We start from the raw sequence: 25,308 nt of genomic DNA, 5'->3' as shown, positions 1-25,308 counted from the left end.
TGTCGCGGGGCGGTGCCGGGCGATCACCCGTCGCTCGGAAGCGCCCTCGGTACGGTGCGGCGGCGCCGAATCGCGGACATGGGGGGTTCTCGGTCCCGGAGACGGTCGCCCTCGCCCACGGGGAGGGACCGCTACGCCTCCGAGTGGGTACGCGCAGGCTGCGGCGCTATGGTTCCCGGTGGTGGTCCGGTCACACCGGACGGGACGCCGTTACGAGCTGGAAAGTGCCGCCCACACGCCGGGTGCCCGGTTCGTGGAAGCCCGCGGCCGCGAGCATCGAGACGAGTTCGGTGTCGGAATGGAAGCGCACCCGCTTGGCCACCGGCGGTGGCATGACCGCTCGTGGCGGTTCGGGCGCGACGGTGTGCAGGACCAGACGGCCGCCGGGAGCGAGGACGCGGTGCAGTTCGGCGAGCAGGGTGGGGACGTGGACGAAGAACAACACGTTCATCGCTGTCGCACAGGTGAAACGACCGTCCGGCAGCGGCAGCGATTCGGCGTCGGCCTCGAGCACCGCGAGCCGGCCTTCACGCACGGCGGTCTCGTTCGCCGACGTGGTGAGCGCCACCATATCGGCACTGTGGTCCACCGCGGTCATCCGGCAGCCGAGTTCGAGCGCCTGTGCGGCGAAGGTGCCTCCACCGCAGCCCACTTCGAGTAGATGGTCGTCGGCGGTGGGCCGCAGCTCCGCCAGTGTGTCGCGGAAGATGCCGTGGTGGGATTTCATGTCCCGCCACATCATCCGGGCCAGTGGGCCGCGCGGCCGGCGCAGCAGGCGGTCGGTGAACAGATCGAAAAGGGCCAAGGCTGTTTCCTGTCGTGGGTGTCGTTCTGCGGCTCAGTGGCGGGTGCGCGGTCGAATACGCATGTCTCCGAACATGCTTCGTCGCGCCAACGGACGTGTGAGCACGTTGTGCGGATATCCCGGGGTGATTGCGGAGACCTCCCGCAGGCGTTCGAGATGGTGTTCGTCGAAGTTCAGGGTCAGCGCGCCGAGGTTGTCCTCGAGCTGGGCGCGGGTGCGTGCGCCGAGGATCGGTGCGGTGACACCGGGTTGGCGCAGTGCCCAGGCGAGGGCGACCTGGGCCGGGGAACGGCCGAGCTGTTCGGCGACGCGACGCACGGTGTCGGCGATGGCCAGTGCCCGTTCGGTGAGTCCGTCGCCGGTGAGGATCAGGTCTTTCCGGGAGGTTCCCACCACCGGCCGCCGTGCATCCGACGGCAGGTCGGCACGGGTGTACTTGCCGGTGAGAACGCCGCCCGCCAGCGGTGACCAGCCGACGACCCCGAGCCCCAGTTCCCGTGCCATCGGCAGCATATCGTGCTCGGCGGTGCGCTCGACCAGGTTGTACTCGAGTTGGAGTGCGATCAGGGGTGTCCAACCGCGCAGGTCGGCCATGGTCTGCATCCGCGCGATCTGCCAGACGGGGGTGTTCGAAATGCCCGCGTACAGTATCTTGCCCGCGCGCACCAGATCGTCCATGCCGCGCAGGATCTCCTCGGGCGGGGTGTGATCGTCCCACATGTGCAGGTACAGCAGGTCGAGATGGTCGGTGCGCAGGCGGCGCAGGCTCGCCTCGACCGAGGCACGCATGTTCTTGCGGTGGTTGCCACCGGAATTCGGGTCGGTGAGCCGGCGCAGCACGGTGTACTTGGTTGCCAGTACCAGCGCGTCCCGATCGGCCGCGGCGAACTCGCCGAGCCATTCCTCGGCGGTGCCGTTGGTGTAGTTGCCGGCGGTGTCCAGGAAGTTGCCGCCGCGGGTGACGTAGGTGTCGAAGATGCGCCGAGCCTCTTGTTTGTCGGCCCCCCAGCCCCATGCGGTGCCAAAGGTCATGGTGCCCAAGGCCAGCGGTGATACCCGAAGGCCCGACCGTCCCAGCAGGCGGTAACAATCCAAAGCGTTGTTGAAAAGCGTTGTCATTATCGTTTACTGTAGGCCCGTTGAGTTTGCCGAGCAAGGGCTGGAGATGGCGACAATCGAAAAAGAAGTGCGAGGATGCGCCGCAACGGTTCTCGGAATCGATGCGGGCGAGATCGACGCCCGGCGTCCCTTGCAGGAACACGGGCTGGATTCCTTCCTCGCCGCCCGCCTGCACCTGCGGCTGGCCGAACGCACCGGGGTGCGCGTTCCCTTGGAGGCCTTCGTCGGAGCCACGCTCGACTCGTTGGTCGCCGAGGTCGGAAAACGTGCGATGGCCACCGAATCGACGCGCCCCGGCAACACCGCGCCCCCGGCATCCGTCGCCGCGCCCGAGGTTGTGGTCGAAGAGGAATTGACCCCCATCCAGGCGTCCTACTGGGTGGGTCGCGAGGCAGGGATGCCGCTCGGCGGGGTGGCCACCTTCTACTACTTCGAATTCGACCGCGATCCCGAACGGTTCGTGGCGGCCGACGCGCGGGCCGAGGTCGATGTGTTGGAAACGGCGTGGAACACGGTGGTCGCGCGCCACGACATGCTGCGGGCCGTGGTGACCGACGACGGCCGCCAACGGGTGCTGCCGCCGGGGCGTCGCTACCGCATCGGGATCACCGATCTGCGCGATCCCGCCGGCGATGCCGCCGCAGCCCTGGCCCGGCTACGGCACGAGAAGTCACATCAGGTGCTCGATACCGCGACCGGGCCGTTGTTCGACATCCACGTCGCGCTGCTGCCGTCCGGCGCGCTGCGGCTGTTCGTCGGGTTCGACATCATCGTGCTGGATATGACGAGCTGGATCCAGCTCATGCGGGAGTGGGGGCGGTGCGCCACCGATCCGGCCGCCGCCCTACCACCGCCGCCGCCGACGTCCTTCCTGAACATCCTGCGCGCCCGCCGTGCGGCCGAGACGGGCCGCCGGGACCGGGACCGGGCCTATTGGCAGGAGCGACTGGCCGGCCTGCCGTCCGGACCCCGGCTGCCGTACGCGGTCGCCCCCGAAACGGTTCGCACCGCCCGGTTCCGGCGCCACGAGGCACGGCTCGGGCCGGAGCATTGGACAGCCCTGGGTGCCCGCGCCGCGCGGCGCGGCCTCAGCCCCACCGCGGTGCTGCTGGCGGCCTTCGGACTCACCCTGTCCCGGTGGGGGGCCACCGATGCGTTCTGCCTCAATGCCACCCTGTTCGACCGGTCCGACGACAGCGGGGACAACGAGGGCGTGGTCGGGGACTTCAGTACCACAGCGCTGGTCGAGATGCCGGCCCCGAATCCCGGAGAGTGGCAGGGGTTCACCGAGTTCGCCCGCCGGGTCAATACGCGGTTCTGGGCCGACCTGGAACACCGTTCCTACAGCGGTGTCGAGGTGCAGCGCGAGCAGACCGCCGACCTCGCCCCCCGCTATCCGGTGGTGTTCACCAGCGGCGTCGGACTCGGACAGGCCGACGGTCCGGCCGCGGGCCTGCTGGGCGACGAGGTGTTCGGGGTATCGCAGACACCGCAGGTGACCCTCGACCACATCGTCTGGGACGAGGCGGGCGGCCTGCGACTGGCGTGGGATGCCGTCGAGGAGGTCTTCCCACCCGACTTCGTGGACCGGATGCTCACCGCCCACACTCGCCTGTTGCGACGGCTGGCCGAGGACGACAACACCTGGGACACCGCGGAACTGGGGTGGAACCCGTATTTCGAAACAGTGCAACCGCTGCCGGCCGGCCTCGGTGCCGGGCTGCTCACGGACCCGCAGCGCCATCGGAGGGCCGAGCGGCCGGAAGCCCCGGCCGTGCTCGCCATCCGGGGGTCGCTCACGCACGGCGAGGTGTCCGCGCGGGCGCGCAATATCGCCGGACGGCTGATCGCGGCCGGAGTCCGGCCGCGCGACCGGGTGGCGGTTTCCACTCCCAAATCGGCGGAACAGATCGTCGCCGTATACGGAGTGCTCTGGGCCGGAGCGACATTCGTGCCGATCGAGCCGGAATGGCCCGGCTCGCGCATCGCCTCGGTCTGTCGCCGCGCCGGGATCACCCACGCCCTCGCCGCACCTGGCGTCGAACTGCCCGAGAATGTCACCGCGCATCCGCTCGACGCCGCCGCCGGTGCCGTCACCGTCGACGCGCCGATCGCCACCGCCGACGATGAGTTGGCCTATGTCATCTTCACCTCGGGATCGACCGGCGAACCCAAGGGCGTGGCCGTCGAGCATCGCGCCGCCCGCACCACCATCGACGACATCAACGATCGCTTCGGCATCGGGCCGGACGATCGGGTGCTCGCACTGTCGGCGCTGAGTTTCGACCTGTCCGTGTACGACATCTTCGGCGTGCTCGGCGCGGGCGGGGCACTCGTGCTCCCGGACGCCGACCGGCTGCGCGATCCGGGCCACTGGTGCGAACTCGTCGCCGCCCACCGGGTGACGGTGTGGAACACGGCACCCGCGCTCGCGGAGATGCTCGTCGAATACGCCGAGGCCGACCCGGCGGCGGCCGCACGGCTGCGTTCGCTGCGCCTGCTGCTGCTGTCGGGTGACTGGATCCCGCTGTCGCTGCCCGACCGGCTGCGCGCGGTAATCGGCGAGCAGGTGCGGGTGATCGGCCTGGGCGGCGCGACCGAGGCCGCCATCTGGTCGATCTGCCATCCCGTCCGGCAGGTGCGGCCCGAGTGGACCAGCATCCCGTATGGCAGGGCGCTGCGCGAGCAGTTCTTCCTCGTGCTCGATGACGACGGCCTGCCCTGCCCGGTCGGCGTCCCGGGTGAGCTGCACATCGGAGGGGCCGGTCTGGCGCGCGGGTATGTCGGCGACGACGAGCAGACCGCCCACCGGTTCATCCGGCACGACCGGCTGGGGCAACGGCTGTACCGAACCGGTGACCTGGGCAAGTGGCGCCCCGACGGGACCATCGAATTCCTCGGCCGGGTCGACCGGCAGGTCAAGGTTCGCGGCCACCGCATCGAACTGGGGGAGATCGAGGCCGTACTCGACCGGCATCCGGCCGTACGCCGGTGTGTGGCGGCGGCGGTGCCGGGCGCGGACGACCGGCCACAACTCGTGGGCTATGTGGTGGCCGGCGAAACACCGGTGGCCACCGCGGAACTCGCCGACCACGCGGCACGTCACCTGCCGCGGTACATGGTGCCGTCCCGGTGGGTGTCGTTGGACACCCTGCCGCTGACCTCCAACGGCAAGGTCGATCATTCCCGGTTGCCGAACCCGTTCCGGCGCGACGGGAGCGGAACACAGACCGCACCGCCCGAATACGACCGGGTGGCCGGCGAGGCTCCGGCAGGAAGCGGCCGACCGACTCCCGGCCGGTCCGCCTCTCCGGCCGATTCCGCGGCCCCGGCCGGTGTCGCGGCGGTCGAGGATACGGTCGGAAGGCCCGCCGTCCTCGGTTATCTCGCCGACACACCGGCCCCGGCGGACGAGCCGGCGAGCACACCGGCCGACGACTGGCTGCTGCACGCGGCACGACAGGCCCAGGCGCTGGGACTGACGCTGACCCTACGCGCGCACCCTCTCGACGGCGCCGCCGCGGACAACGCCGACGCGTGGCTCGGCCGCCTACACACCGCGGCCACGACCCACGGGCTCATCGCCGAGGCGCGCTACGGCGCCGCGGCCGAACTCGTCCTCACCGTTGCGCCGCCGACCGCCACGGCGAACCGGGCGCGGATCGAGTCCGCGGTCGTCGGGGTCTTCACCGACCTACTCGGCCCCGAGATCGCGGCAACCACCCCGTTCCACGATCTCGGCGCGACCTCCCTGACCCTGGTCCGCGCCCATCGCAGGCTGCGCCACCTCACCCCGGCGCTCACCGTGCCGGATATCTTCCGGCTCGGCACCGCCCGGCGTCTGGCCGACTGGATCGTCGACCACACCGTCTCGGGACCGTCCACGGGCGAATCCGGCGCCATGTCGATCGATCTCACCGACGCCGTAGCGCGCGGCCGCCGCCGACGCGCTCACCGAACGAAAGCGAGGCTCGCCGATGTCGTTCGCTGACACCGTATTCCGGCTGCGCACCGCCTCGGGCCGCGCGGCCGACCGCAGACAGCGGTTCACCGTCCGTACCGAACACCAGGCGGGCACACCCACCGAGATGCGGGTGCATATCGGCCGGCACACCTTCGTGGTCGACGAACCCGTGGCCGCGGGCGGCGGTGACGCCGGTCCCGACCCGATCGGAATGGCATTGGCCTCGTTGGGGGCCTGCCAGGCGGTCACATACCGGTTCCACGCGGCACGGCTGGGCATCGGTATCCATTCACTGTCGGTGGATGTCGACGCCGACGTGGATCTCGGGCCCGTCTTCGGGCTCACCGGCCCGACGCAACCGGGCCGTATCCGGGTCCGGGCCCGGGTGGGCGGTCCGGACGAACCGGACCGGTATCGCGAACTGCATCGGCTCGTGGAGGCGTCGTGTCCGGTGCTGGCCATGATGCGCGGCGGGCTGACGGTGGACTCGGAATTGGAGATCGAAGCGTGAACGACGACAATGCCGTCGCCATCGTCGGGATGGCCGGTAGATTCCCGGGCGCACCGGATCTGGGCGCCTACTGGGACCTGATCGCCTCGGGTCGGGAAGGTCTGACCCGGTTCGACGATGCGGAGCTCGCCGCGCGCGGGGTGCCCACCGAACTGCGCGCACACCGCAACTATGTGCCGGTCGGGGCGGTTATCGCCGGACAGGACCGCTTCGATCCGGAGCATTTCGGCATCGTCGCGCGGGATGCCGCCCTGATGGATCCGCAGCTGCGGCTGCTGTTGGAATGCGCCTGGGACGCCCTCGGCGACGCCGGATACCGCGGTGGGGCCGGACTGGACGCGGTCGGCGTGTTCACCGGGGCCTCGCGCAGCGATTATCTGGAACACAATCTCGCCGCCTACCGGGCGGGCGCCGACCGGGATCCGCTCGGTCGGCTGCAGGCGGAAACAGGCACGCTCACCGACTATTTCCCACAGCAGATCGCCTACCGGCTCGACCTCACCGGCCCCGCGGTGGCCGTGCAGGCCACCTGCGCCACCTCGCTGGTCGCGGTGCACCTGGCCGCGCAGGCCCTCCTGTCGGAAGAATGCGACGCGGCACTCGCCGGCGGCGCGTCGCTGATCGTCCCGCAGGGACGCGGCTACCTGCACGTGCCCGAGGCGATCTTCTCCGCGGACGGGCATACGCGGGCGTTCGGGGCGGAGGCGACCGGCATGGTGCACAGCCAGGGCGTGGGCATGGTGGTATTGCGACGGCTCGCGGACGCGCTGGCCGACGGGGACCCCATCTACGCGGTGCTGCGCGGTAGTGCGCTGAACCACGACGGGGGCGGTAAGGCCGGTTTCACCGCACCCTCGGCGGCCGGGCAGGCGCGAGCGATCGGCGAGGCGCTCGCGGTGGCCGATATCGGCATCGACGCGGTGGACCTGATAGAGGCGCACGGCACGGCGACGGCACTGGGCGACCAGATCGAACTGTCGGCGCTGGCCACGGTGTTCGCCGACCGCGCGGCACCGACACCGATCGCATTGGGTTCGGTGAAGAGCAATATCGGCCACACCAACAGCGCGGCCGGAATCGCGTCGCTGATCAAAACGGCGCTCGCACTGTGGCATCGGCGTATTCCGGCGACCCTGCACGCACATCCCGCCCACCCCGATCTGGAACGCCATCGCGGACTGTTCGAGCTCGTCGAGCACACCCGGGACTGGCCGGAGCGCGACGGCACCCGGATCGCCGGGGTGAGCTCGTTCGGTATCGGCGGCGCCAACTGTCATGTGGTACTCGAGCAGGCGCCCGTACCCGGAGGCCCGAACGAGCCCGACCCCGATCCGCGCGCCCAGCTGCTGTTGGTGTCGGCCGCCACGGAATCCGGCTGCCGGGCCCAGCTCGCGCAGGCCGCGTCCGTCGTGACGGCCGATACCCGGGTCGACTACGCCTACACCGTCTCGCGTGGACGCCATCCGGACTCCGGATGGCGGGCCACCGCACTGTCGACCGACCGGGATCCAAGCCCGCGCCCGGTCGCCGTCGAACAGGTACCGGCCGGGCGATCCGATATCGTCTTCGCCTTCCCGGGCGCGGGTGCGCAGTATTCGGGAATGGGTGCCGGACTCTACAGAGACGAGCCGGTGTTCACCGCCTGTGTCGATGAGTGCGCCGAAGCGCTGAAGCCGCTGCTGGACTATGACATCCGCGATATCGTCACCGGCCGCGCTCCGCAACACGAGGTCGACGACGTGCGCTACGGGCAGCCCGCCCTGTTCGCGGTGTCGCTCGCCACTGCGGCTACCCTGCGCGGCTACGGTATCGAACCCGACGGTCTGCTCGGCCACAGCCTCGGTGAGTACACCGCCGCGGTGGTCGCGGGAATAGTGAGCCTGTCCGATGCCGCTCGCCTGGTGGCGATCCGATCGTCGGCACTGGCGGATACCGCGCCCGGCGCGATGGTGGCCGTACCGCTCGCCGAGGAGGACGTGCGCGCCGCGCTGACCCGGTATCCGGAAATAGTGTTGGCCGCCATCAACGGTCCGGATGCCTGTGTGGTCTCCGGACCGGTCACGGCCGTCGAGACGTTCGCGGGCGCTCTCGGTCGTGCCGGAATCCGCGCGAGCAGGTTGCGCGTCGACGCGGCCCTGCACTCGCCGGCCGTCGCCGCGGTGGTCCCGCCGCTGCGCGCCGCGGCGGCGACCGTGGTGAACTCGGCGGCCGCCCTGCCGCTCTACAGCACCCTCACCGGCCGCCGGACCCGATCCCTGGACGCCGATCACTGGGTGCGGCATCTGCGTGAACCGGTACTCTTCGCCTCCGCCGTGCGGGACGCGACGGCGGCGGGTCCCACCACCGTCGTCCAGGTGGGACCGGGCAGCGCCCTGGCCACACTCGCGCGCCGCAACGCACCCGAGGGCCTCACCGCCACGCTGAGCACCCTGCCGGACGCCGACGAGCGGACGGATGACGCCTCCGACCGTGCCGCGCTGCTCACCGCGGTCGGGCACCTGTGGTGCGGCGGTGCGGATATCGACGTGGAGGCCCTGCACCGCCGCCGGCGGCGCATCCGCCTGCCCGCCCACCCCTTCCAGCGTCGCGGTATCTGGATCGATCCGCCCACCGCCGCCCAGGTGTCACCGGCCGAACAGGACCGCATCGTATCCGCCGCCGCTCCGGAGACGAACGGAGCCGCGACCGTCCCCGAGCCGCGGATGCGAGTCGAGCTCGCGGCGGTGGTGGACGCACCGGCTCCGGCCCGCGAGCCGGCCGCGTCGCTCACCACCCCGCTGCCGGTGCCGTCGAACGGTGCGCCGCGTCCGGCGGCGTCGCACGGTGTGACAGAACCTGCCGAACCCCCGCGGTTCACGATCCCGGAACAGGAGATGATCGCCGCGCTGTGGACGGAGACGTTGGGGGAGAAGGTGGCCGACGCCGAGGCCGACTTCTTCGCGCTCGGCGGAACCTCCATGCTGGCGACGCGCATGCTGGACCTCCTCAACGAGCGGGAGAACACCGATATCCGCATGCGTGAGCTGCTGTCGAACCCGACCGTGGCCGCCTTCGCCGCACTGCTGCGGGACCGTCGCCCGCCGGCACCGCCCGTGGCCGCGCCGAATTCGCCCGAGCACCCCCCGACCGCCGTCGAGAACGCGAGTCGGAACGAGACCCCGGCCGTCGGCCCGGACCCTGTCACATTCCCGCTGACCCGGGTGCAGCACGCGTACTGGGTGGGCCGATCGGGCGCGTTCGGACTGAGCGACGTGTCCTGTCACATCTATCTCGAATACGACTGCGACACATTGGATCTGGAACGCTACGAACAGGCGTGGAACCAAGTGATCCAGCGGCACGAGATGCTGCGCGCCGTCATCACCGAGGACGGCCGCAACCGGATCCTCACCGAGGTGCCGGAGTTCCGGATCCGCCGCCACGACCTCACCGCCTCCGCCGGCGGGGCGCGCGAGGACACGCTCACCGAACTGCGGCGGCGGCTGTCGCATCGGGTGCACCGCCCCGACCGCTGGCCACTGTTCGATGTGCGTGCCGCGATACTGGACGGCACCACCACCCGGTTGTTCATCGGTATCGACGCCCTGATCTGCGACGCCGGGAGTTTCCTCGTCCTCGACCGCGATCTGCGGCTGCTCTACACCGACCCCGCGGCCGTCCTTCCGCCGCTGCCGACCCGATTCGCCGACTATGTGGCATACACCGAGTCCCGCTCGGAGTCCGCGGCCCGGCGGCGCGCGGTCGACTACTGGCACAGCCGGACAACAGAGCTCCCGGGCCCGCCCAACCTGCCCACCCACACCCGTACCCAGACCCGGCCGTGGTTCGGCCGCCGCGATGCCCGGCTCGCACCGGAGGAATGGGATGGGCTGCGGCGGTCGGCCGCCGAGCACGGTGTCACACCGTCGGCGGTACTGCTCACCGCGTACGCGGACGTGCTCGCCGCCTGGTCCGGCGACGATCGGTTCACCCTGTCGCTGACTCTGGTCGACCGGCCGGTGGCGCTGCCCGGAATCGACGCCGCGATCGGCGATTTCACCACCCTGCTGGCCCACGAGGTGGACCGCACCGGCGGCGGGTCCTTCGCGGAGCGGGCCGCCCGAACCCAACGACGGCTCTTCGACGATATCGACCACCGCGAGTACTCCGCCCTGGAGCTGCTCGCCGAACTGTCCACCCGCACCGGGCAGCGGCGGTTGCTGCCGGTGGTGTTCACCAGCGCTCTCGATGTCACCCACCTGGTCGGCGGCGCCCCAGACCTCGAATGGTCGGGGCGAATCGTGCACGGGGTGAGCCAGACCCCGCAGGTATGGCTCGACCATCAGGCATTCGTCCACGCGGGAGGTTTGCAACTGCAGTGGGATGTCCTCGAGACGGTCCTCGATTCCGCCGCCGCGGACACGGCGTTCACCTCCTACGTGGAGTGGCTGCGCCGCCTCGCCGCCGACCCGGAGGCCTGGACCGCCCCGGATGCCGGAACGAGCCGGGCCGGTCGAGACGAGGACGTGGCCGAGGCCGTGGCGGCCATCTGGTCGCAGGTGCTCGACCTCGAGGTCGGGAGTGTGCGTCCCGACTCCACATTCGTGGGTTTGGGCGGTGATTCGGTGTTGGCGGTACGCATGGCCACCATGGTGCGCACGCGGCTCGGTGTCGCGGTACCCGTGGCGGAGCTGGTCGGCGATCTCTCGTTCGCCGATCTCATCGCCCTGATCGACGAACGCCGCTCCGATATCCCGGCAACCGCCGTCGAATTCGCGCGGCAGGCCGACCCGACCGTGCCGTTCCCGCTCACCCCGTTGCAGCAGGCGTATTGGGTGGGGCAGCAGCACGGGTACGCGCTCAGTTACGACTCGGCGCACAACTATGTCGACTTCCGGCTCACCGGTGTCGATCCGACGGTCCTCGACACAGCGGTGCGGCGGCAGGTGGAACGTCAGCCCATGCTGCGGGCGGTCTTCCTGCCGGACGGCACCCAGCAGGTGCTGCCCGTCGACGACCCGCGGTTGGCGGTCCTCCCCATAACCCACCTGGACCTGCGGACCGCAGCGGTCGACGAGATCGATCGGCGGCTGGCCGCCACCCGCGCCGAACTGCAGCGCACCGGCCCGGGAATGGATCCGTGGCCGTTCACCGTCACCGTTGTCCGGCTGCCGGGTGACGCATTGAGCCTGCACATCGTGTGCAGCCTGCTCGTGGCCGACGGCTGGTCGGTCCAACTGATGTTCACCGAACTGTTCACCTACCTCGACGACCCGAATACGGTGCTGCCGGCGCTCACCGCCCACTTCGGCGACTATGTGGAGACCATCTCCCGTCAGCGTGGTGAACCCGAATGGCAGGCACAGCGCGACTGGTGGTGGGACCGGATCGACGATCTGCCACCCGCCCCGGCGCTGCCCCTGGCGGTACCGTTCGACCAGGTGCGCCCCGACACGCTGGAGCGACGCGAATTCCGGGTGTCCGGTGAGCGGATGGCGGTTCTGCGCGACCGTTGTGCCGAGTACAACATCACGCCGACCGCCGCGTTCGCCACCTGCTGGGCGTTGGCGCTGGCCCGGTTGGCCGGGCACCGTCGGTTCCTGCTGAACGTGCTCTACCTCAACCGGTTGCACCTGCCGCGCGATCTCGATCACGCCATCGGCCCCTACGCGGGCACCGTGCTGCTCGATATCGCCCTGCCCGCCCGGTCGACGTTCCTGACCGCTGCCCGGCATGTACAAGAGGCCACCGCCACCATGCTCGACCACGGCCAGGTCACCGGCGTGGAGGTGCTGCGGGAACTGGCTCGGCGCCGACGCGACACCGCCCCCCAGGCGCCGGTCGTCTTCCACAGCACCCTCGGGCTGCATCCGCCGGGCGGCACTCCCGACACGGTGGGGGTTCGCGACTTCTATCAACGCGTGCGCACCCCGCAGGTGGCCCTGGACATGCAGGTGTTCCAGTGGGATTGGGACGATTCGGTGGTCGTGAATCTGGACGCCGTCGCGGAACTGTTCCCGCCGGGGGTGCTCGACACCTTGTTCGCGCAGGTGTGCGATACCGTCACCGCGCTCACGGACCGTCCCGAGACCTGGACAGCGCCGGTCGACGTGCCCGACACCGAGAAACCCGATCTTACGGCCGACGCACCGGCCCCTACCCCGGTGACCGGCCCGCCCGCCACGGTCACCGAGCGCGCCATCGCCGAACTGTGGGAGCGGATGGTGGATGCCCCGCACGGTATCGACCGTGGCACCGACTTCTTCACCGCCGGGGGAGACTCCGTCCTCGCCATCCGGATGCTCAACCGCCTGCGCGGTGAACTCGGACTGGTGGTGACACCGCGGGAATTCCTCACCGACCCCACCCTGGCCGCGGTCGCCACCGCCGCGCGGCACGAGGCCGCGGAACCGTCGATCCCGCGCGACTGTCTGGTGCCGCTGCGCGACGGCACCGGCCGGCCGCTGTTCCTGATCCACCCGACCGGTGGCGACGTGCTCTGTTACGTCGATCTGGCCCGGATCCTCGATACCCGCGCACCGATCATCGGCATCCAGGACCCGGAACTCGTCGGTGCGCCCGGACCGGAGACGATCGCCGATCTGGCACGGGTATACGAAGGCCTGGTGCGCGCCCACCAGCCCACCGGGCCCTACCGGATCGGCGGCTGGTCGATGGGTGGGATCATCGCGCACGAAGTGGCCCGGCGACTGCGCGCGTCCGGTGCGACCGTGGAGGCGCTTGTCCTGCTCGACTCGAATATCGCCGACCGCATCCATCATGTCGACGGCCGCGAATTCTGGACGCGTTACCTCGGCTCACTGGCGGCGTTCCGAGGGCTGTCCCTCGATATCGACACGTTCGAATCCGATTTCGACCGGAAACCGGACGATCTGCAGCGTGCCGAGGTCCGGCGCCGACTCGCGGACGTGGGTCTCGGCGGACGCGGCGCCCCGGACGACCGGCGGCTCGAGGAGGACATCTTCCGGCGTCATCTGCGCGCCCTCGGCGCACACCACACCGGTGACCTCGAGGGGGAGGGGCTCGAGGTGCTGTTGGTGCGCGCCGAGCTGCCGGCGCCGCACAATTCGGGGGTCGGTATGGGAGTCGACGACTGCGGCGACCTCTCGGACCTCGGGTGGGCCGCACATACCGACGTCGTGATCGATACTCGGCCCGTCGCGGCGCACCACTATGCCCTGCTGCGACCACCGACGGTTGTCACGGTCGCTCATCTGGTGTCGGAACTGCTTGCGAGCCTGGATTGTTCGGAGCAGCCGTGACCGACGACTACGCCGCCGCCGCGGAGTTCTACGACCTCATGGCCACACCGTATGTGGCCGGCGTGGAACCGGTGCTGACGAAGCTGCTCGCCGGGGTCGACACCGTCGCCGGACCGGTCGCCGATATCGGGGCGGGCACGGGACTGTCCACCATGCTGGTCGCCGACGCCCTGCCCGACGCGCGGATCGTGGCGGTGGAGCCGGCCGCCGCCATGCGCGCCGTGCTGCTGTCGAGATTGGCGGCCCGCAAGGACCTGCGCGAGCGGATCACCGTACTACCCACGGGTTTCCTCGATACCGAACTGCCCACGCGGTGTGCGGCGGTGGTCGCCCTCGGCGTGATCGGGCACTTCGCCGCCGCCACCCGCCCCCGGGTGTGGTCCGCCATCGCGGACGCACTGGCACCGGGTGCCGATGCGGTGGTGGAAGTGCAGCGTCCCGGTCGAGTCGAACCCTCGCCGGAACGGCGCTACACCACCGCCCGCGCCGGTGACCTGCGGTACGAGGGCTGGAGCCGGGCCGACCCGGTGGACGCGGACTCCCTGATATGGCGAATGACCTACCGCACCTACCAGGGCGACCGACTGGTGCAGGAGGTGCGTACCGAACACCACGTCTGGCCGGCCGACGCCGACCGGCTCACGGCCGAGGCCCGCGCGGCCGGTCTCCGGCCGGCCGACGCCGACCCGGCGACCGGTCTGCTGCGCTTCACCCGCTGACGCCGCGCCGCGACCGCCGGCCCGAGCGGCAACGGACGCGTCCATCGAACCGTGCCCCCACCACCCGATCCACAACGGAGGACAACGCAATGACCGACGACGCCACGACCGCGGTGCTCGCCGCGGTCGGCGAACTGCTGCCGACGCTGAGCAAACGTGCCCCGGAGACCGAACAGGCCCGGCGGATCCCGGTGGAAACCCTCACCGAACTCACCGCCACCGGGTTCTTCGGCCTGCTGCGTCCACGGCGCTACGGCGGGTACGAGGCGCACCCGGCCGTCTTCTACACGGCGGTGGCCGAACTGGCCTCGGCGTGCGGCTCCACCGGGTGGGTCGCTTCCGTACTGGGCGTATCCCCCTGGAACGTGGCGCTCTTCGACGGTCGAGCCCAGGAGGAGGTGTGGGATTCCGGTACCGACACCCCCATCTGCTCCTCGTATGCCATGACCGGCACCGCCGTTCCCGTCGAGGGCGGCTATCGGCTCAGCGGCACCTGGGGTTTCGCCTCCGGCTGCGACCACGCCCGCTGGGCCTTGCTGGGCGCGCGGGTCGTCATGGACGGCGAACCGGCCGATTCGTGCACCTTCCTGGTACCCGCCGACGACTACACCGTCGTCGACGTGTGGCAGGCGGTCGGCCTGCGCGGCACCGGAAGCAACGATATTCACCTCGACGAAGTGTTCGTGCCCGCGCACCGGGTCCTCGGCTCCGACGCGGTAACCGCCTGCCGCACCCCCGGACAGCAGACCAACGACGGTGCGCTGTACCGGATTCCGTTCGGCTGCCTGCACACCGGCGCCATCACGGCGGCCATTGTCGGTATGGCACGCGGCGGCTACCGCGCGCACCTCGAACAGCAATGCGACCGCGTGCGCGCCGCACTGCCCGGCGACGCCCGCAAGGATACCGGCTACACCGGCGACGCGTTCCGCCACGACCCGGCCACTCTGGAGCGGATTGCCTTCGCCGCCACCGAGATCGATGCCGCCTGGCGTCAGCTCACGCACAATATCGATGAGTTGTACCTGTTGGCGGTGGCCGAGGAACCCATCGGGCCGCGCGAACGGTTGCGGCTGCGCCGCGACCAGGTTCGCGGCACCGAACGCGCCGTGACCGCCATGGACCGGCTGTTCGAGAACTCCGGTGGCCGCGCATTGCGGCCGGACAGTACCGTTCAGCGCTTCTGGCGTGACGTGCACGGCGGTCGCGCACATGCGGCCAACGATCCCGAACGCGTGTACCGCATGTTCGGTGCGGCGGAACTTGCGGCGGTATCGGAGGCGCGGAACCCGTGACCGATCGGCTGCTCTCCATGCTCGGCCGGCATCCGTGGGTGGACTCGGCCCGGCGGGACGGGCACCGCGATGTGATCGTGGTACGGCCCGCCGCCGCGGCCGTCGCGGTGCGACCTGTCCCCGGGGCGTTGCTCACCGAATATCTCGAACATTGGCGGCACGTGTACGAGTACGTGTACTCGTCGGACGAACTGCGCCACGGCGACGATCTCGACCTGTCCGGTTGGCGGGCCTCCGATACCGGTGCGGCATTCCCCCGCGAGCATATGCGGGAGTGGATCGACCACGCTGTCGGCCTGGTGCGACGCGGTCGCCCCGAAACCATTGTGGAGGTCGGCTGCGGCAGCGGTCTTCTCGTCCACCGCCTGCACTCGTCGACGCGTGACTACCTCGGGCTCGATCCGGCCGAACCCGTGGTGGAGAGGCTGCGCGCCCGACGACTTCCGGGAGTGTCGGTGCTGCGGGCCGCCGCGCACGAGCTCGCCGGCGACCGGGTGATGACGGCATTGCGTGCGCAGGCCGCGAGCGGACGACCGGACTGTGTGGTGTTGAACAGTGTGACGCAGTGCTTTCCGGACGAGCGCTATCTCACCGCCGTGCTCGACGACGCACTCGATATGGTCACACCCGGCGGCACCGTCGTCGTCGGAGATATCCGCAACCTCGCCAATGCGCAGGACTTCGCCCACTGGTTGGAACGGGCCCGCGATCCGGGGCCGAACGCCGACGACCTGGCCCGCCGGGCCGCCGCCCGGCTCGACACCGACGAAGAGCTCCTGTGCGATCCCCGGGTCTTCGCCCATATCGCCCGGCGGCATTCCCGGTCGGTGCGGGTCGCCTGTTACGCCAAGCCGATGCGGGCCGACACCGAGCTGACCCGCTACCGCTACGACGTGGTGCTGACCGTCGACGCGCCCTCGCCCGGCCTGAGCCGTATCGTCGCGTGGCGCGAGCTACCCGGCCGCCACACCACCGACCGGATCGCCGCCCTCGTCGATACCGTATGTCGGGACGCGACCGTGGTCGCCGGTATCCCGAACGCGCTGTTGGACCGCGACGCCGTGGACGCGGTCACACCGGCTCGGCTCGCCGCGGCGCTGCCGCCGGAGTGCGCGGTCCTGCTCGACTCGGCCGACGGCCGGTTCCTCGCGGCCGGCCGCCCCGAACACCAGACGGACCTGGCGGCCGTGCGCGCCGATCCACTGCCCATCACCTGCAACGACCCGTTCACCCGCTACCTGCGCCGCCGGATGCCGGAGGTCCTCACCGACTATCTGGAACTGCTGTCCGTCGCGGCGCATCCTCCCATCGTCGTCTCCGAGGAGTTCGTTGCCGTATGACCACCACACGACCTATCGCGGACTACCTTGCCGATCTGCGCGCAGCCTGTCGGGGCACCGTCCTGGCGTCGGGCGATCCGGGCTACGACCGGGCACGGCGGCGCTGGAATACCGCCGTCGACCAGCGTCCGGCGGCCGTCGTGCACTGCGCCCGGGTCCCCGATGTGCGGGCCGCGGTCACGACGGCGCGGCGGCACGGGCTCGCCGTATCGGTGCGCGGCGGCGGACATGACGTCGCGCGGCATCCGGCTGCCGACGGGTCCCTGCTGCTCGATCTGTCGGGGCTGCGGACGATCATCATCGACCCGATCGCCCGCCGCGCCACCGTGGGAGCGGGCGTCACCTGGGCCGAATTCGATCGTGCCTGTCACCGGCACGGTCTGGCCGTGACCGGAGCGGATGTGTCGACCGTCGGCGTGATCGGTTCCACGCTGTGCGGTGGCAGCGGTTGGTTGCAGCGAATGGCCGGATTCACCTGCGACAGTGTGCGCTCCGCGCAGGTCGTCCTGGCCGACGGCCGGCTGGTGCACACCGGCCCCGACAATCACCCCGATCTGCTGTGGGCACTGCGCGGTGGTGGCGGCAACTTAGGCATTGTGGTGGCCCTGGAGTTCGAACTGCATCCCATCGGCTCCCTGCACGCGGGCACCCTGCTGTTCCGGCTCGAGGAAGGGCGCGCGGTCTTCCGTGAGTTCCGCGAGCTCTGCGCCGAATCGCCGGACGAGCTGGCATTGCGTGCCACCCTGCTGCACTGGCCTCCCACCGCTCCCGAGGGACCGCCGATGGCGGCGGTCACCGTCGCCTACTTCGGACCGCTCGACCGGGCGCGGACGGAATTGGCGAGGCTGAAACGTCTGGGCGAGCCGGAGCTCGACCTCGTCCGCCCCCTGGAATACCCGGAACTGCAACGCAATACCGAGCAGGCCTTCCACGAAGGCCACGGCACCGCCACCGGTAGCGAATGGCTGCGTGCCTTCGACGACGACGCCATCGACGCACTCGTCGACTTCGCCGCCCGTATGCCCACCCCGTATTCGCTCGTCTCGGTCCACCAACTCGGCGGGGCGCTGCGGCGGGTGCCGGCGGACGCGACCGCGTTCGGCTACCACGACGCTGCCTATCACGCGGTCGTGTTCTCCGGTGGGCCCGTCGGAACGGACCTGGAACCCTCACGTCGGTGGATCGCCGAGATCGTCTCCGCCCTGCAGGGCTGTTCCGCGGGCGGACCCTATATCGGAATCCTCGACGACACCGCCTCCCCGGATCGGGTGCGCCGCGCCTACCATCCCGATTCCTATCCCCGACTACAACGGCTCAAGACCACCTACGATCCCGACAACGTATTCTGCTGCAACCACAACATCCCACCACTGAACGGTGCGCGATGACCACCGACCCGACGCTCGATATCGCCACGCGCGCCGCGGACGCGGTCGCGGATTTCGACGCGCGGCAGTGCCTGTCCGCGCGCGACGACTTCGACCTGTTCGGGTTGCGGGCCATGGCCGCGGTGCTGCGACCGGTCCTGTCCGACGGTGCGGCGCATACCGAGGACGAGCTCGCGGCCGTGCTCGAGGTCGCGCCACGACATCGCTGGCTGCTGCGTCGTTGGCTCGGCCTGCTCACTGCCCACAGACGGCTGAAATACGAAGTGGACCAGGGGTATTCGTACCTCTCGGAGGGGGCCGCGCCGGGCCGCGCCGATCTCGACCAGGTCTGTGCCGACCTCGGGTTCTCCGTACAGCTCGCGCGGTTCTTCACGGCCGCGAACCGGCATGCGCTCGATCTGTTACAGGACAGGGTGCTCGCTCAGGAGCTGCTGTTCCCGAACGGGGACCTGCTCACCGCCGAAGCCGCATACCGGAACAATCCGGTCAACCGGTACCTGAACGCCGCCGCCGGCGCGATCGTCACCCGCGTGGTGGACACGCTGGCCGCCGACCGTCACCCGGTGCGCATCCTGGAACTGGGCGCGGGTGTCGGCGGTACCACCGCCGACCTGCTCCCCGTGCTCGACGGTTTGCCCGTGGAATATCACTTCACCGATGTGTCGTCGTTCTTCCTCGACGCCGCCCGGAGCCGCTTCGCGCACCATCCCTGGCTGCGGTTCGATCTGCTCGATCTCAATGCCGAGTTGCCGCCGCCGCGCTCGTTCGACATCGTCCTGGCCGCGAATGTGCTGCACAATGCCCGCCACTGCGGTGTGGCGTTGCGACGGCTGCGTGACCTGCTGCGCCCCGGCGGCCATCTCGTCGTCATCGAGTCGTGTCGCGAACACTGCCAATTGCTCACCTCCATGCACTTTCTGATGTCCTCCCGCCCCGGCGGCGTCCGCCCTGGCCGCGACGATGTGCGCGCGGGGAGCGACCGCATCTTCTTGACCGAGTCCCAATGGCGCGCCGAGCTCATCTCGGCCGATCTGCCGCCCTGGTTGGTTCTTCCCGGCCCGGAGCTGCCCTTGGCCGCCCACGGGCAACGGATCTTCGCCGCCCACACGCCCCGGTGACCCGAGGAGTCCACCATGAACCCGCACCCGACCGTGGGCCGTCGTTACACCGACACCGATCACTACGAGGTCGGCCGTGAGAAGGTCCGGGACTTCGCCCGCGCCGTCCAGGATTTCCATCCCGCCCACTGGGACGACGCCGCTGCCCTCGAGCTCGGTCATCCGGGCCTGATCGCACCGGCCACCTTCGCCTCCGCGGTCGGCTCCCTCGCGCAACGGTCGCTGATGCGCGCCGCGCTCGACGGCTACGACCCGGCACGTCTACTCCATGTGGAACAGGACATCCACTGTCACCGCCCGGTGATCGCCGGAGACCGGCTGACCCACCAGGTCATCGTGGACTCCCGCCGGCCGACCGCATCCGGTGATCTCATCGCGGTCACCACCGTCATCCGCGATCAGGCCGCCGATGTAGTGCAGACCGTGCACACCACCCTCGCCGGTCGTGCTCACGACAGCTCGCCGACCGTACGGGGTCTCGCCATGCTGGACCTTCCCACCCGACCCCCGGCACCGGCCCGGCCGACGCCACCGGTCGCGGCCCCTCTCCCTTCCGCCGAACCCCCCGCCTCTCGCGCCACTGTTCCGAGACTCGCTGGAGGACAGTTTTTCCCGCCGCGGACATTTCGCCTTTCCCGCGGCGAACTCGTTCACTACGCGGGTGTCTCCGGTGATATCAATCCGATCCACTGGAACGACGACGCCGCCCGACAGGCGGGCCTGGACGCCGTGGCAGCGCACGGCATGTTGGTGATGGGGCTCGGCGCAACCTGTTTGACCGAATGGCTCGGCGCTCCCGGACTTGTTCTCGGCTACTACGTGCAATTCGCCAGACCGGTTCTCATCGGTACCCATGGTCCCGCCGAGATCACATTCGACGGGGTGGTCCGTTCCGTCGACCCCACTGCCGGGCGGGCAACCATATCTCTTACCGCCCACCGCGACGGTGCCGCCGTTTTCGGAATCGCCTCGGCGACCGTGCGGGCAACGGTTGTCGAGTGATCCCGTCCCGGACGGGTGCGACCCGGTGGATCAGGCGGCCGATCCGACCGTGCTATCACGCGCTCGGCGTGTCGGTTCCGGCGCGCGGACTTGCGCCCGGTTCTCCCCTGCGGCCGGGTCCGGTCGGTGCGGAAGAGGTTGATCGAGTACTCCATGGGTGTGCCGAACCGGTCCGATCCGAGATATTCCGCTCGCAGCGGGCCGGTCGACACCGGCCGCTCGAGGAGCGCCGCGGTCGCCGCGGTGGTACTCGACGACTCGATGGACTCCAGGGTGGTCGAGGTCGAGACACCGAGGTCACGCCGCAGCGTCGCGTAGACCGAGCGAAAATCGCTGTGCAGGGGCGGATTCCGTTGTTTCGGTCGGAAACCCGGACGGTTACGGGAAGGTCGAGCGTCACTTGACGAATGCGCCGATGTAGCCCGTAACGGTGCGCCGTATCGCGCTCCACCATGACCGCCACCGCAGCTCTGTAGGCCCATCGAAGTGAACCGCCCGGTGGATCCGCCGGTGTGTTGTCGCTGTCTCCGGCATCCATTCACCTCCCGTGCGGCGGGTGGATACCCGGCCGAACTTCGGTGAAACGAGATACATGGCCCGCCCCCCGTCGCGTCGGGTCTCGGGTGTCCGGAGGCGTATCGATGCCGATTTTTCTGGTTTCACCGGCTTCGCGTTTCATCTCCGGCCAACTCATCCCCGTCGACGGCGGCCGGGCTTCGGTGCGTCGAGCCGCGAACGGGGGGGGGTGTCCGGTGCCGTCGGCGCGAATCCGCCGTTCTCGTGAAGCCGGGTCGGCCGACCTTGTGGGATCGGCCGACCCGGCTTCACGGTTCGATGAGACGACATCCGGCTCGATACCGTCGGGGGCCGTTCATCCGGACGGCTCAGAGGCCGACCACGCTGCCGTCTCCCTGGGCCCAGACAATCGTTTGACGGCGGTGGGCGATCCGCCAACCGTCGGCGACTCGTCGCAGTGTGTCGGTATAGCTGCCGGCCACGATGTAGTGCTTCTGGTCCTTCACGTGCTGCGCCTGGAAATAGCATCGGCACGTCGGGTCCGGGCCCTCCGTGGCGACGACGATACTTCCGATCAGGTGTTGGCTCGCGTTCAGGCGCTCGAGGGCGTTCGCGCAGACCCCCTTCCTATTGCCTCCGGCCCCACAACCCGACCGATATGAGCGAACTCCATCTCGGCGTCCGGGGTGAAGACCTCGTCGAGATCACTCCAGCGGTGCGTGTCCAGCGCGTGGGCATAGAGACCGCACAGTTGGCCGGCCACGGCATACAGGTCCGCGATCGAGGCGTTCACGACTGTGCGCTATCGGCGAGTGTCTCGGCGAAGGTGATATCGCCGAAGCCCGCGACCAGTTGTTCGATACGGTCGGTCACCGGGCCGCACACGATCATCGACTCGATGGTCACCAGGGAGACGAGCTCCTGGGTGACCTTGGGGTCCATGCCGAGCAGGTGATCGAGCATGCCGGCGGCGTCGCGGTAGTGCTCGTTCACGAAGAGGATGTCACCGCTGCGCGAGACGGAGTACGTCATGCCGAGGACGCCTTTCTCGGAGGCCGCCTTCGTCGTCAACTTTTCCACCGCTGTTCGCAGTTGCTCTCTGTTCTCGGGTGCGAAACGCATGGTGACCAGCGCCCTAATCTGCGTCATGGGTTCTCCTCCGTTGGCGGTATGGGCTCAAGCTAGTTCATGAAGCGACTTCACTTCAAGGCTTTTCCCGGTTCGGCTCGCGCTGCTTGACGAATGTGATCCACGCCATTACTTTGAGCATGCGCATTGAACAGAAGTCAGTTCATTTACTCCGCTATGTGGCGAGTCATCGCCGGAGGGCATCGAGCGCGGCCATGGCGCCGGGGAAGGACACGCCGAGAATGACGACACTCGGTAACGAGGCAGAGCTGGGCTACGAACCCGTCTTCCAATTGGAGGATGAGGCGCTGAAGTGCCCCTATGACCATTTCCGCGCGGCTCGCAGCGAGTGCCCCGTCAGTTTCAGCAAGAAACTGGGGTTCTGGGTGGTCAGCGACCACGAGAACGTCCTGAAGGTATTGAAGGACACCGTGACGTTCTCGACCAAGGAGATGCTGGGCCCCCAGGTGGCCCAGGAATGGCAGATGCTGATCGACAAGGCCGCCGAATCTCCGGAGGCGAAGGCCGTCATCGGTCCGCACTACGGCGAGAGCCCCCGCAAGACCCTGCTGTTCGCCGACCCGCCGGCCCATACCCTGCACCGCAAGTTGATCACCAGCGCGCTGAGTCCGGCGGCGATCAAGTCGTGGGAACAGCGCATCACCGAGACCGCCGAGCACTACGTCGACACCCTGGCCGTCGGATCGCCCGTCGAGTTCGTCACCCACTTCGCGACGCCCTACACCATGGCGGTGATCGCCGATATCCTCGGCCTGGATCGCGAGCTGGTGCCGCAGCTGCTGAGCTGGGCCGAAGGCTTCAATTCGATGGTCGGCAACCCCAACCTCACCGAGGACGAACTGAACGCACTCGTGAACGTGCGGCTGAGCTTCGACCTCTTCTTCGCGAAGCTGGTCATCGAGCGGCGGGCGAACCCGGGCGAGGACCTGGTTTCCCGTGTCGTGGCCCTCAACGACGAGCTCGAGGAACCGCTGTCGACCGATGAGCTGTTGATGGTGCTGCAGTTGACCCTGGTCGGCGGTAGCGACACCTCGTCCACGGCACTGGCGAAGATGATCGAGTACCTGACCTCCCATCCCGATCAGTGGGACGCGATGCGCTCGGACCCGAAGGTCATCCAGCCGTTCATGGATGAGCTGTTACGTACCGAATCCCCCGTGCAGGGCATGTTCCGGGCCGTCACTCGTGACGTGGAACTCGACGGCAGGCAGATGCGGGCCGGGGACGTCGTGTGGCTGAGCCTCGGCGCGGCCAACCGTGATCCCAAGGTGTTCCCGGACCCCGACGACAAGGACCTTTCCCGCAAGGGCATCGCGGGACGATTCGTCGCCTTCGGTGGCGGGCCGCATGTGTGCCCGGGTAGCCCGCTGACGCGGATGGAACTGCGTATCGTCCTGGAGAAGCTGACCGGTCGGTTTTCGCGGGTGGAACTCGACGGTACCGCTCCGGCATCGAAGAAGAGCTTCTTGTTCTTCGGGCCGGCGCAACTACCGGTCACCTTCCACAGCTGACCGATCTCGACCAGGAGCACCCCACCATGGTGAAAGTTACGTTCCTCATCGACGGATCCCCGACAACTCTGGACGCCGACGACGGCGACTCGGTGATGATGACCTCGGTCCAGAACGGGCTCGACGGCATCATCGGCGAGTGTGGCGGTTCCCTGTCCTGCGCGACCTGCCACGTCTACGTCGGCAAGGCATGGGTCGACAAGGTCGGAGAGCCCACGGACGACGAGAACGAACTACTCGAAGGTGCGGTGTCCCCGCGCAGGTCGAGCAGCCGACTCTCGTGTCGGATCGAGCTCTGCGACGAGCTCGACGGCCTCACCGTCGAGGTGCCGCCGGAACAATGAGCGACACCGTGGGAACCCTTGTCGTGGGGGCCGGTCAAGCCGGTGCCCAGCTGGCGATCAGCCTCCGCGACCACGGCTACGACCGGCCCATCACCATCATCGGAAACGAACCCGTGCTTCCGTATCAGCGGCCACCGCTGTCGAAGGACTACCTGCTCGGCAAACTGCCGATCGCCAAACTGGCCCTGCGCAAGGAACAGTTCTACGCGAGCAAGGGGATCGATGTCATCACCGGCACCTCGGTGATCGAGGTCGAGATGGGCGACGATGGCGGCCGGGCACTCACCGATAACGGGCAACGGTTCGCCTTCGACCACCTCGCCCTCGCCACCGGTTCACAGCCACGCAGGCTACCCGAGCACGTCGGTTCCGCCGCCAACCTTCTCTATCTGCGAACCGTCGAAGACGCCGACCTGCTGCACGCGGCGTTGGGTCGGGCAACGCGTTTCATCGTGATCGGTGGCGGTTTCATCGGACTGGAAGCCGCCGCGGTGCTGCGGGCACACGACAAGCAGGTGGTCGTGGTCGAACTGGCCGATCGACTGGTGAAACGTGTCGCCAGTGCCGAACTCGGCGCGTTCTATCTCGCCGCCCATCGCAGACGCGGCGTCGAGTTCCGTCTCGGACGGTCCGTGGCCGCGCTGCGGACCGATGCGCAGGGCGAGGCGGTGGCCGTCACGCTCGACGACGGGGAGGTTCTGCCCTGCGACGCCATTGTCGCGGGCTTGGGTGTCACCCGGGATCCGGGCCTCGCCGAACAGCTCGGCCTGGCATGGGGCAACGGCATCGTCGTCGACCGGCATGCCCGGACCACCCATCCGCGTGTGGTCGCCGCGGGTGACTGCGCGGTCGGTCCCCATCCCATGGCAGCGGGCCCGGTCCGCCTCGAATCGGTGCAGAACGCGGTCGATCAGGCCAAAGTGGCCGCGGCCACGATCTGCGGAGTCGCAGCCCCCTACACGACCGTTCCCTGGTTCTGGTCCGACCAGGGAACCATGCGACTCCGGACAGCCGGCCTGTTCGCCGGCTCGACGCGCCGAATACTGCGGGGCGACCCGAACTCCGAGAGCTTCTCGGTGGTCTATCTGCGCGATAACGCCTTGTCGGCGGTGGAGACGATGAACCGGCCCGCGGACTTCGCAGCCGCCCGCAAACTCCTCGCCGCCGGGGCCGAACCGGTCGCCTCGGAATCCGCCGTCGCCGACCCCGACGTTCCCCTGGCCGACACATTCGGTGTGCCGGTCACAACCAACTGAGAGACAACG

General features: G+C 69.3%; 17 protein-coding genes and 1 pseudogene. 12 read left to right on the top strand and 6 right to left on the bottom strand.

The genetic code is table 11. The annotated features are described in order from the left end of the window. Positions 1–190: 190 nt before the first annotated feature. Positions 191–805: a class I SAM-dependent methyltransferase gene (locus ON20_RS33380; protein ID WP_051163084.1), complete on the bottom strand. Its 615-nt coding sequence runs from the start codon at positions 803–805 to the stop codon at positions 191–193. A 33-nt stretch (positions 806–838) separates the two neighbouring features. Beyond that, positions 839–1,924, bottom strand: coding sequence for an aldo/keto reductase (locus tag ON20_RS22215; RefSeq protein WP_040838256.1), 1,086 nt, complete (start codon positions 1,922–1,924; stop codon positions 839–841). Positions 1,925–1,970: 46 nt separating this feature from the next. Between ON20_RS22215 and ON20_RS22210 the strand changes: the two genes are divergently transcribed. The 9 genes from ON20_RS22210 (at position 1,971) to ON20_RS22170 (ending at position 20,523) form a co-directional block, all read left to right on the top strand. Next, positions 1,971–5,915, top strand: coding sequence for a non-ribosomal peptide synthetase (locus ON20_RS22210; protein ID WP_086009049.1), 3,945 nt, complete (start codon positions 1,971–1,973; stop codon positions 5,913–5,915). Beyond that, positions 5,902–6,399 (top strand): OsmC family protein, encoded by a 498-nt coding sequence (locus tag ON20_RS22205; protein WP_051163080.1) that lies wholly within the window; start codon positions 5,902–5,904, stop codon positions 6,397–6,399. Before ON20_RS22210 ends, ON20_RS22205 begins: the two co-directional genes overlap by 14 nt. Then, positions 6,396–13,661 (top strand): type I polyketide synthase, encoded by a 7,266-nt coding sequence (locus ON20_RS33375; protein WP_051163078.1) that lies wholly within the window; start codon positions 6,396–6,398, stop codon positions 13,659–13,661. The genes ON20_RS22205 and ON20_RS33375 overlap by 4 nt, the downstream gene beginning before the upstream one ends. Further along, on the top strand, positions 13,658–14,380 hold the full coding sequence (locus ON20_RS22195; RefSeq protein WP_051163075.1) for a class I SAM-dependent methyltransferase: 723 nt from the start codon (positions 13,658–13,660) through the stop codon (positions 14,378–14,380). The genes ON20_RS33375 and ON20_RS22195 overlap by 4 nt, the downstream gene beginning before the upstream one ends. An 89-nt stretch (positions 14,381–14,469) precedes the next feature. Next, complete coding sequence (gene hsaA, locus ON20_RS22190; RefSeq protein WP_040838254.1) at positions 14,470–15,675, top strand: 3-hydroxy-9,10-secoandrosta-1,3,5(10)-triene-9,17-dione monooxygenase oxygenase subunit; 1,206 nt, start codon at positions 14,470–14,472, stop codon at positions 15,673–15,675. Next, positions 15,672–17,015, top strand: a complete 1,344-nt coding sequence (locus ON20_RS22185; protein WP_051163073.1) for a class I SAM-dependent methyltransferase — start codon at positions 15,672–15,674, stop codon at positions 17,013–17,015. Before hsaA ends, ON20_RS22185 begins: the two co-directional genes overlap by 4 nt. After that, entirely contained in the window at positions 17,012–18,403 is a 1,392-nt protein-coding gene (locus ON20_RS22180; protein WP_040838252.1) for an FAD-binding oxidoreductase, read from the top strand. Before ON20_RS22185 ends, ON20_RS22180 begins: the two co-directional genes overlap by 4 nt. Beyond that, on the top strand, positions 18,400–19,521 hold the full coding sequence (locus ON20_RS22175; protein ID WP_051163071.1) for a class I SAM-dependent methyltransferase: 1,122 nt from the start codon (positions 18,400–18,402) through the stop codon (positions 19,519–19,521). Before ON20_RS22180 ends, ON20_RS22175 begins: the two co-directional genes overlap by 4 nt. 15 nt (positions 19,522–19,536) lie before the next feature. Beyond that, a complete protein-coding gene (locus ON20_RS22170) occupies positions 19,537–20,523 on the top strand; it encodes a fused (3R)-hydroxyacyl-ACP dehydratase subunits HadA/HadB (protein WP_040838250.1) in 987 nt (328 codons plus the stop codon). A gap of 176 nt (positions 20,524–20,699) precedes the next feature. On the opposite strand, the pseudogene ON20_RS40645 reads toward ON20_RS22170, so the two are convergent. The 4 genes and pseudogenes from ON20_RS40645 to ON20_RS22160 form a co-directional block, all read right to left on the bottom strand. Further along, a pseudogene (locus ON20_RS40645) lies at positions 20,700–21,005 on the bottom strand (hypothetical protein); the annotation flags it as partial. 402 nt (positions 21,006–21,407) lie between these two features. Next, complete coding sequence (locus ON20_RS39960) at positions 21,408–21,605, bottom strand: nuclear transport factor 2 family protein (protein ID WP_308417392.1); 198 nt, start codon at positions 21,603–21,605, stop codon at positions 21,408–21,410. A gap of 26 nt (positions 21,606–21,631) precedes the next feature. Next, complete coding sequence (locus ON20_RS39955; protein ID WP_040838249.1) at positions 21,632–21,832, bottom strand: nuclear transport factor 2 family protein; 201 nt, start codon at positions 21,830–21,832, stop codon at positions 21,632–21,634. Then, positions 21,829–22,188, bottom strand: coding sequence for an antibiotic biosynthesis monooxygenase (locus ON20_RS22160; RefSeq protein ID WP_040838247.1), 360 nt, complete (start codon positions 22,186–22,188; stop codon positions 21,829–21,831). Before ON20_RS22160 ends, ON20_RS39955 begins: the two co-directional genes overlap by 4 nt. Positions 22,189–22,409: 221 nt before the next feature. Here ON20_RS22160 and ON20_RS22155 point away from each other — a divergent pair, with 221 nt between their 5' ends. From ON20_RS22155 to ON20_RS22145, 3 genes are read left to right on the top strand one after another with little or no spacing between them, the layout of a single operon-like run. Then, a complete protein-coding gene (locus ON20_RS22155; protein WP_040838245.1) occupies positions 22,410–23,699 on the top strand; it encodes a cytochrome P450 in 1,290 nt (429 codons plus the stop codon). Positions 23,700–23,725: 26 nt separating this feature from the next. Continuing rightward, positions 23,726–24,043 carry a 2Fe-2S iron-sulfur cluster-binding protein gene (locus ON20_RS22150; RefSeq protein WP_040838244.1) on the top strand — a complete coding sequence of 106 codons (318 nt, stop codon included), beginning with the start codon at positions 23,726–23,728 and terminating at the stop codon, positions 24,041–24,043. After that, on the top strand, positions 24,040–25,299 hold the full coding sequence (locus tag ON20_RS22145; protein WP_040838243.1) for an NAD(P)/FAD-dependent oxidoreductase: 1,260 nt from the start codon (positions 24,040–24,042) through the stop codon (positions 25,297–25,299). Before ON20_RS22150 ends, ON20_RS22145 begins: the two co-directional genes overlap by 4 nt. Positions 25,300–25,308: the final 9 nt, after the last annotated feature.

Origin of the sequence: Nocardia brevicatena NBRC 12119 (assembly GCF_000308495.1) — a bacterium.
GTDB classification, from domain to species: Bacteria; Actinomycetota; Actinomycetes; order Mycobacteriales; family Mycobacteriaceae; genus Nocardia; species Nocardia brevicatena.
This window is presented reverse-complemented; position numbering and strand designations above follow the sequence as displayed.

Excerpts from the sequence above, each read along its gene's own strand:
- ON20_RS22215 (WP_040838256.1), bottom strand. The coding sequence starts at position 1,924 with ATGACAACGCTTTTCAACAACGCTTTGGATTGTTACCGCCTGCTGGGA.
- ON20_RS22210 (WP_086009049.1), top strand. The coding sequence starts at position 1,971 with ATGGCGACAATCGAAAAAGAAGTGCGAGGATGCGCCGCAACGGTTCTC.
- ON20_RS22205 (WP_051163080.1), top strand. The coding sequence starts at position 5,902 with ATGTCGTTCGCTGACACCGTATTCCGGCTGCGCACCGCCTCGGGCCGC.
- hsaA (WP_040838254.1), top strand. The coding sequence starts at position 14,470 with ATGACCGACGACGCCACGACCGCGGTGCTCGCCGCGGTCGGCGAACTG.
- ON20_RS22180 (WP_040838252.1), top strand. The coding sequence starts at position 17,012 with ATGACCACCACACGACCTATCGCGGACTACCTTGCCGATCTGCGCGCA.
- ON20_RS22175 (WP_051163071.1), top strand. The coding sequence starts at position 18,400 with ATGACCACCGACCCGACGCTCGATATCGCCACGCGCGCCGCGGACGCG.
- ON20_RS22170 (WP_040838250.1), top strand. The coding sequence starts at position 19,537 with ATGAACCCGCACCCGACCGTGGGCCGTCGTTACACCGACACCGATCAC.
- ON20_RS22160 (WP_040838247.1), bottom strand. The coding sequence starts at position 22,188 with ATGACGCAGATTAGGGCGCTGGTCACCATGCGTTTCGCACCCGAGAAC.
- ON20_RS22155 (WP_040838245.1), top strand. The coding sequence starts at position 22,410 with ATGACGACACTCGGTAACGAGGCAGAGCTGGGCTACGAACCCGTCTTC.
- ON20_RS22150 (WP_040838244.1), top strand. The coding sequence starts at position 23,726 with ATGGTGAAAGTTACGTTCCTCATCGACGGATCCCCGACAACTCTGGAC.
- ON20_RS22145 (WP_040838243.1), top strand. The coding sequence starts at position 24,040 with ATGAGCGACACCGTGGGAACCCTTGTCGTGGGGGCCGGTCAAGCCGGT.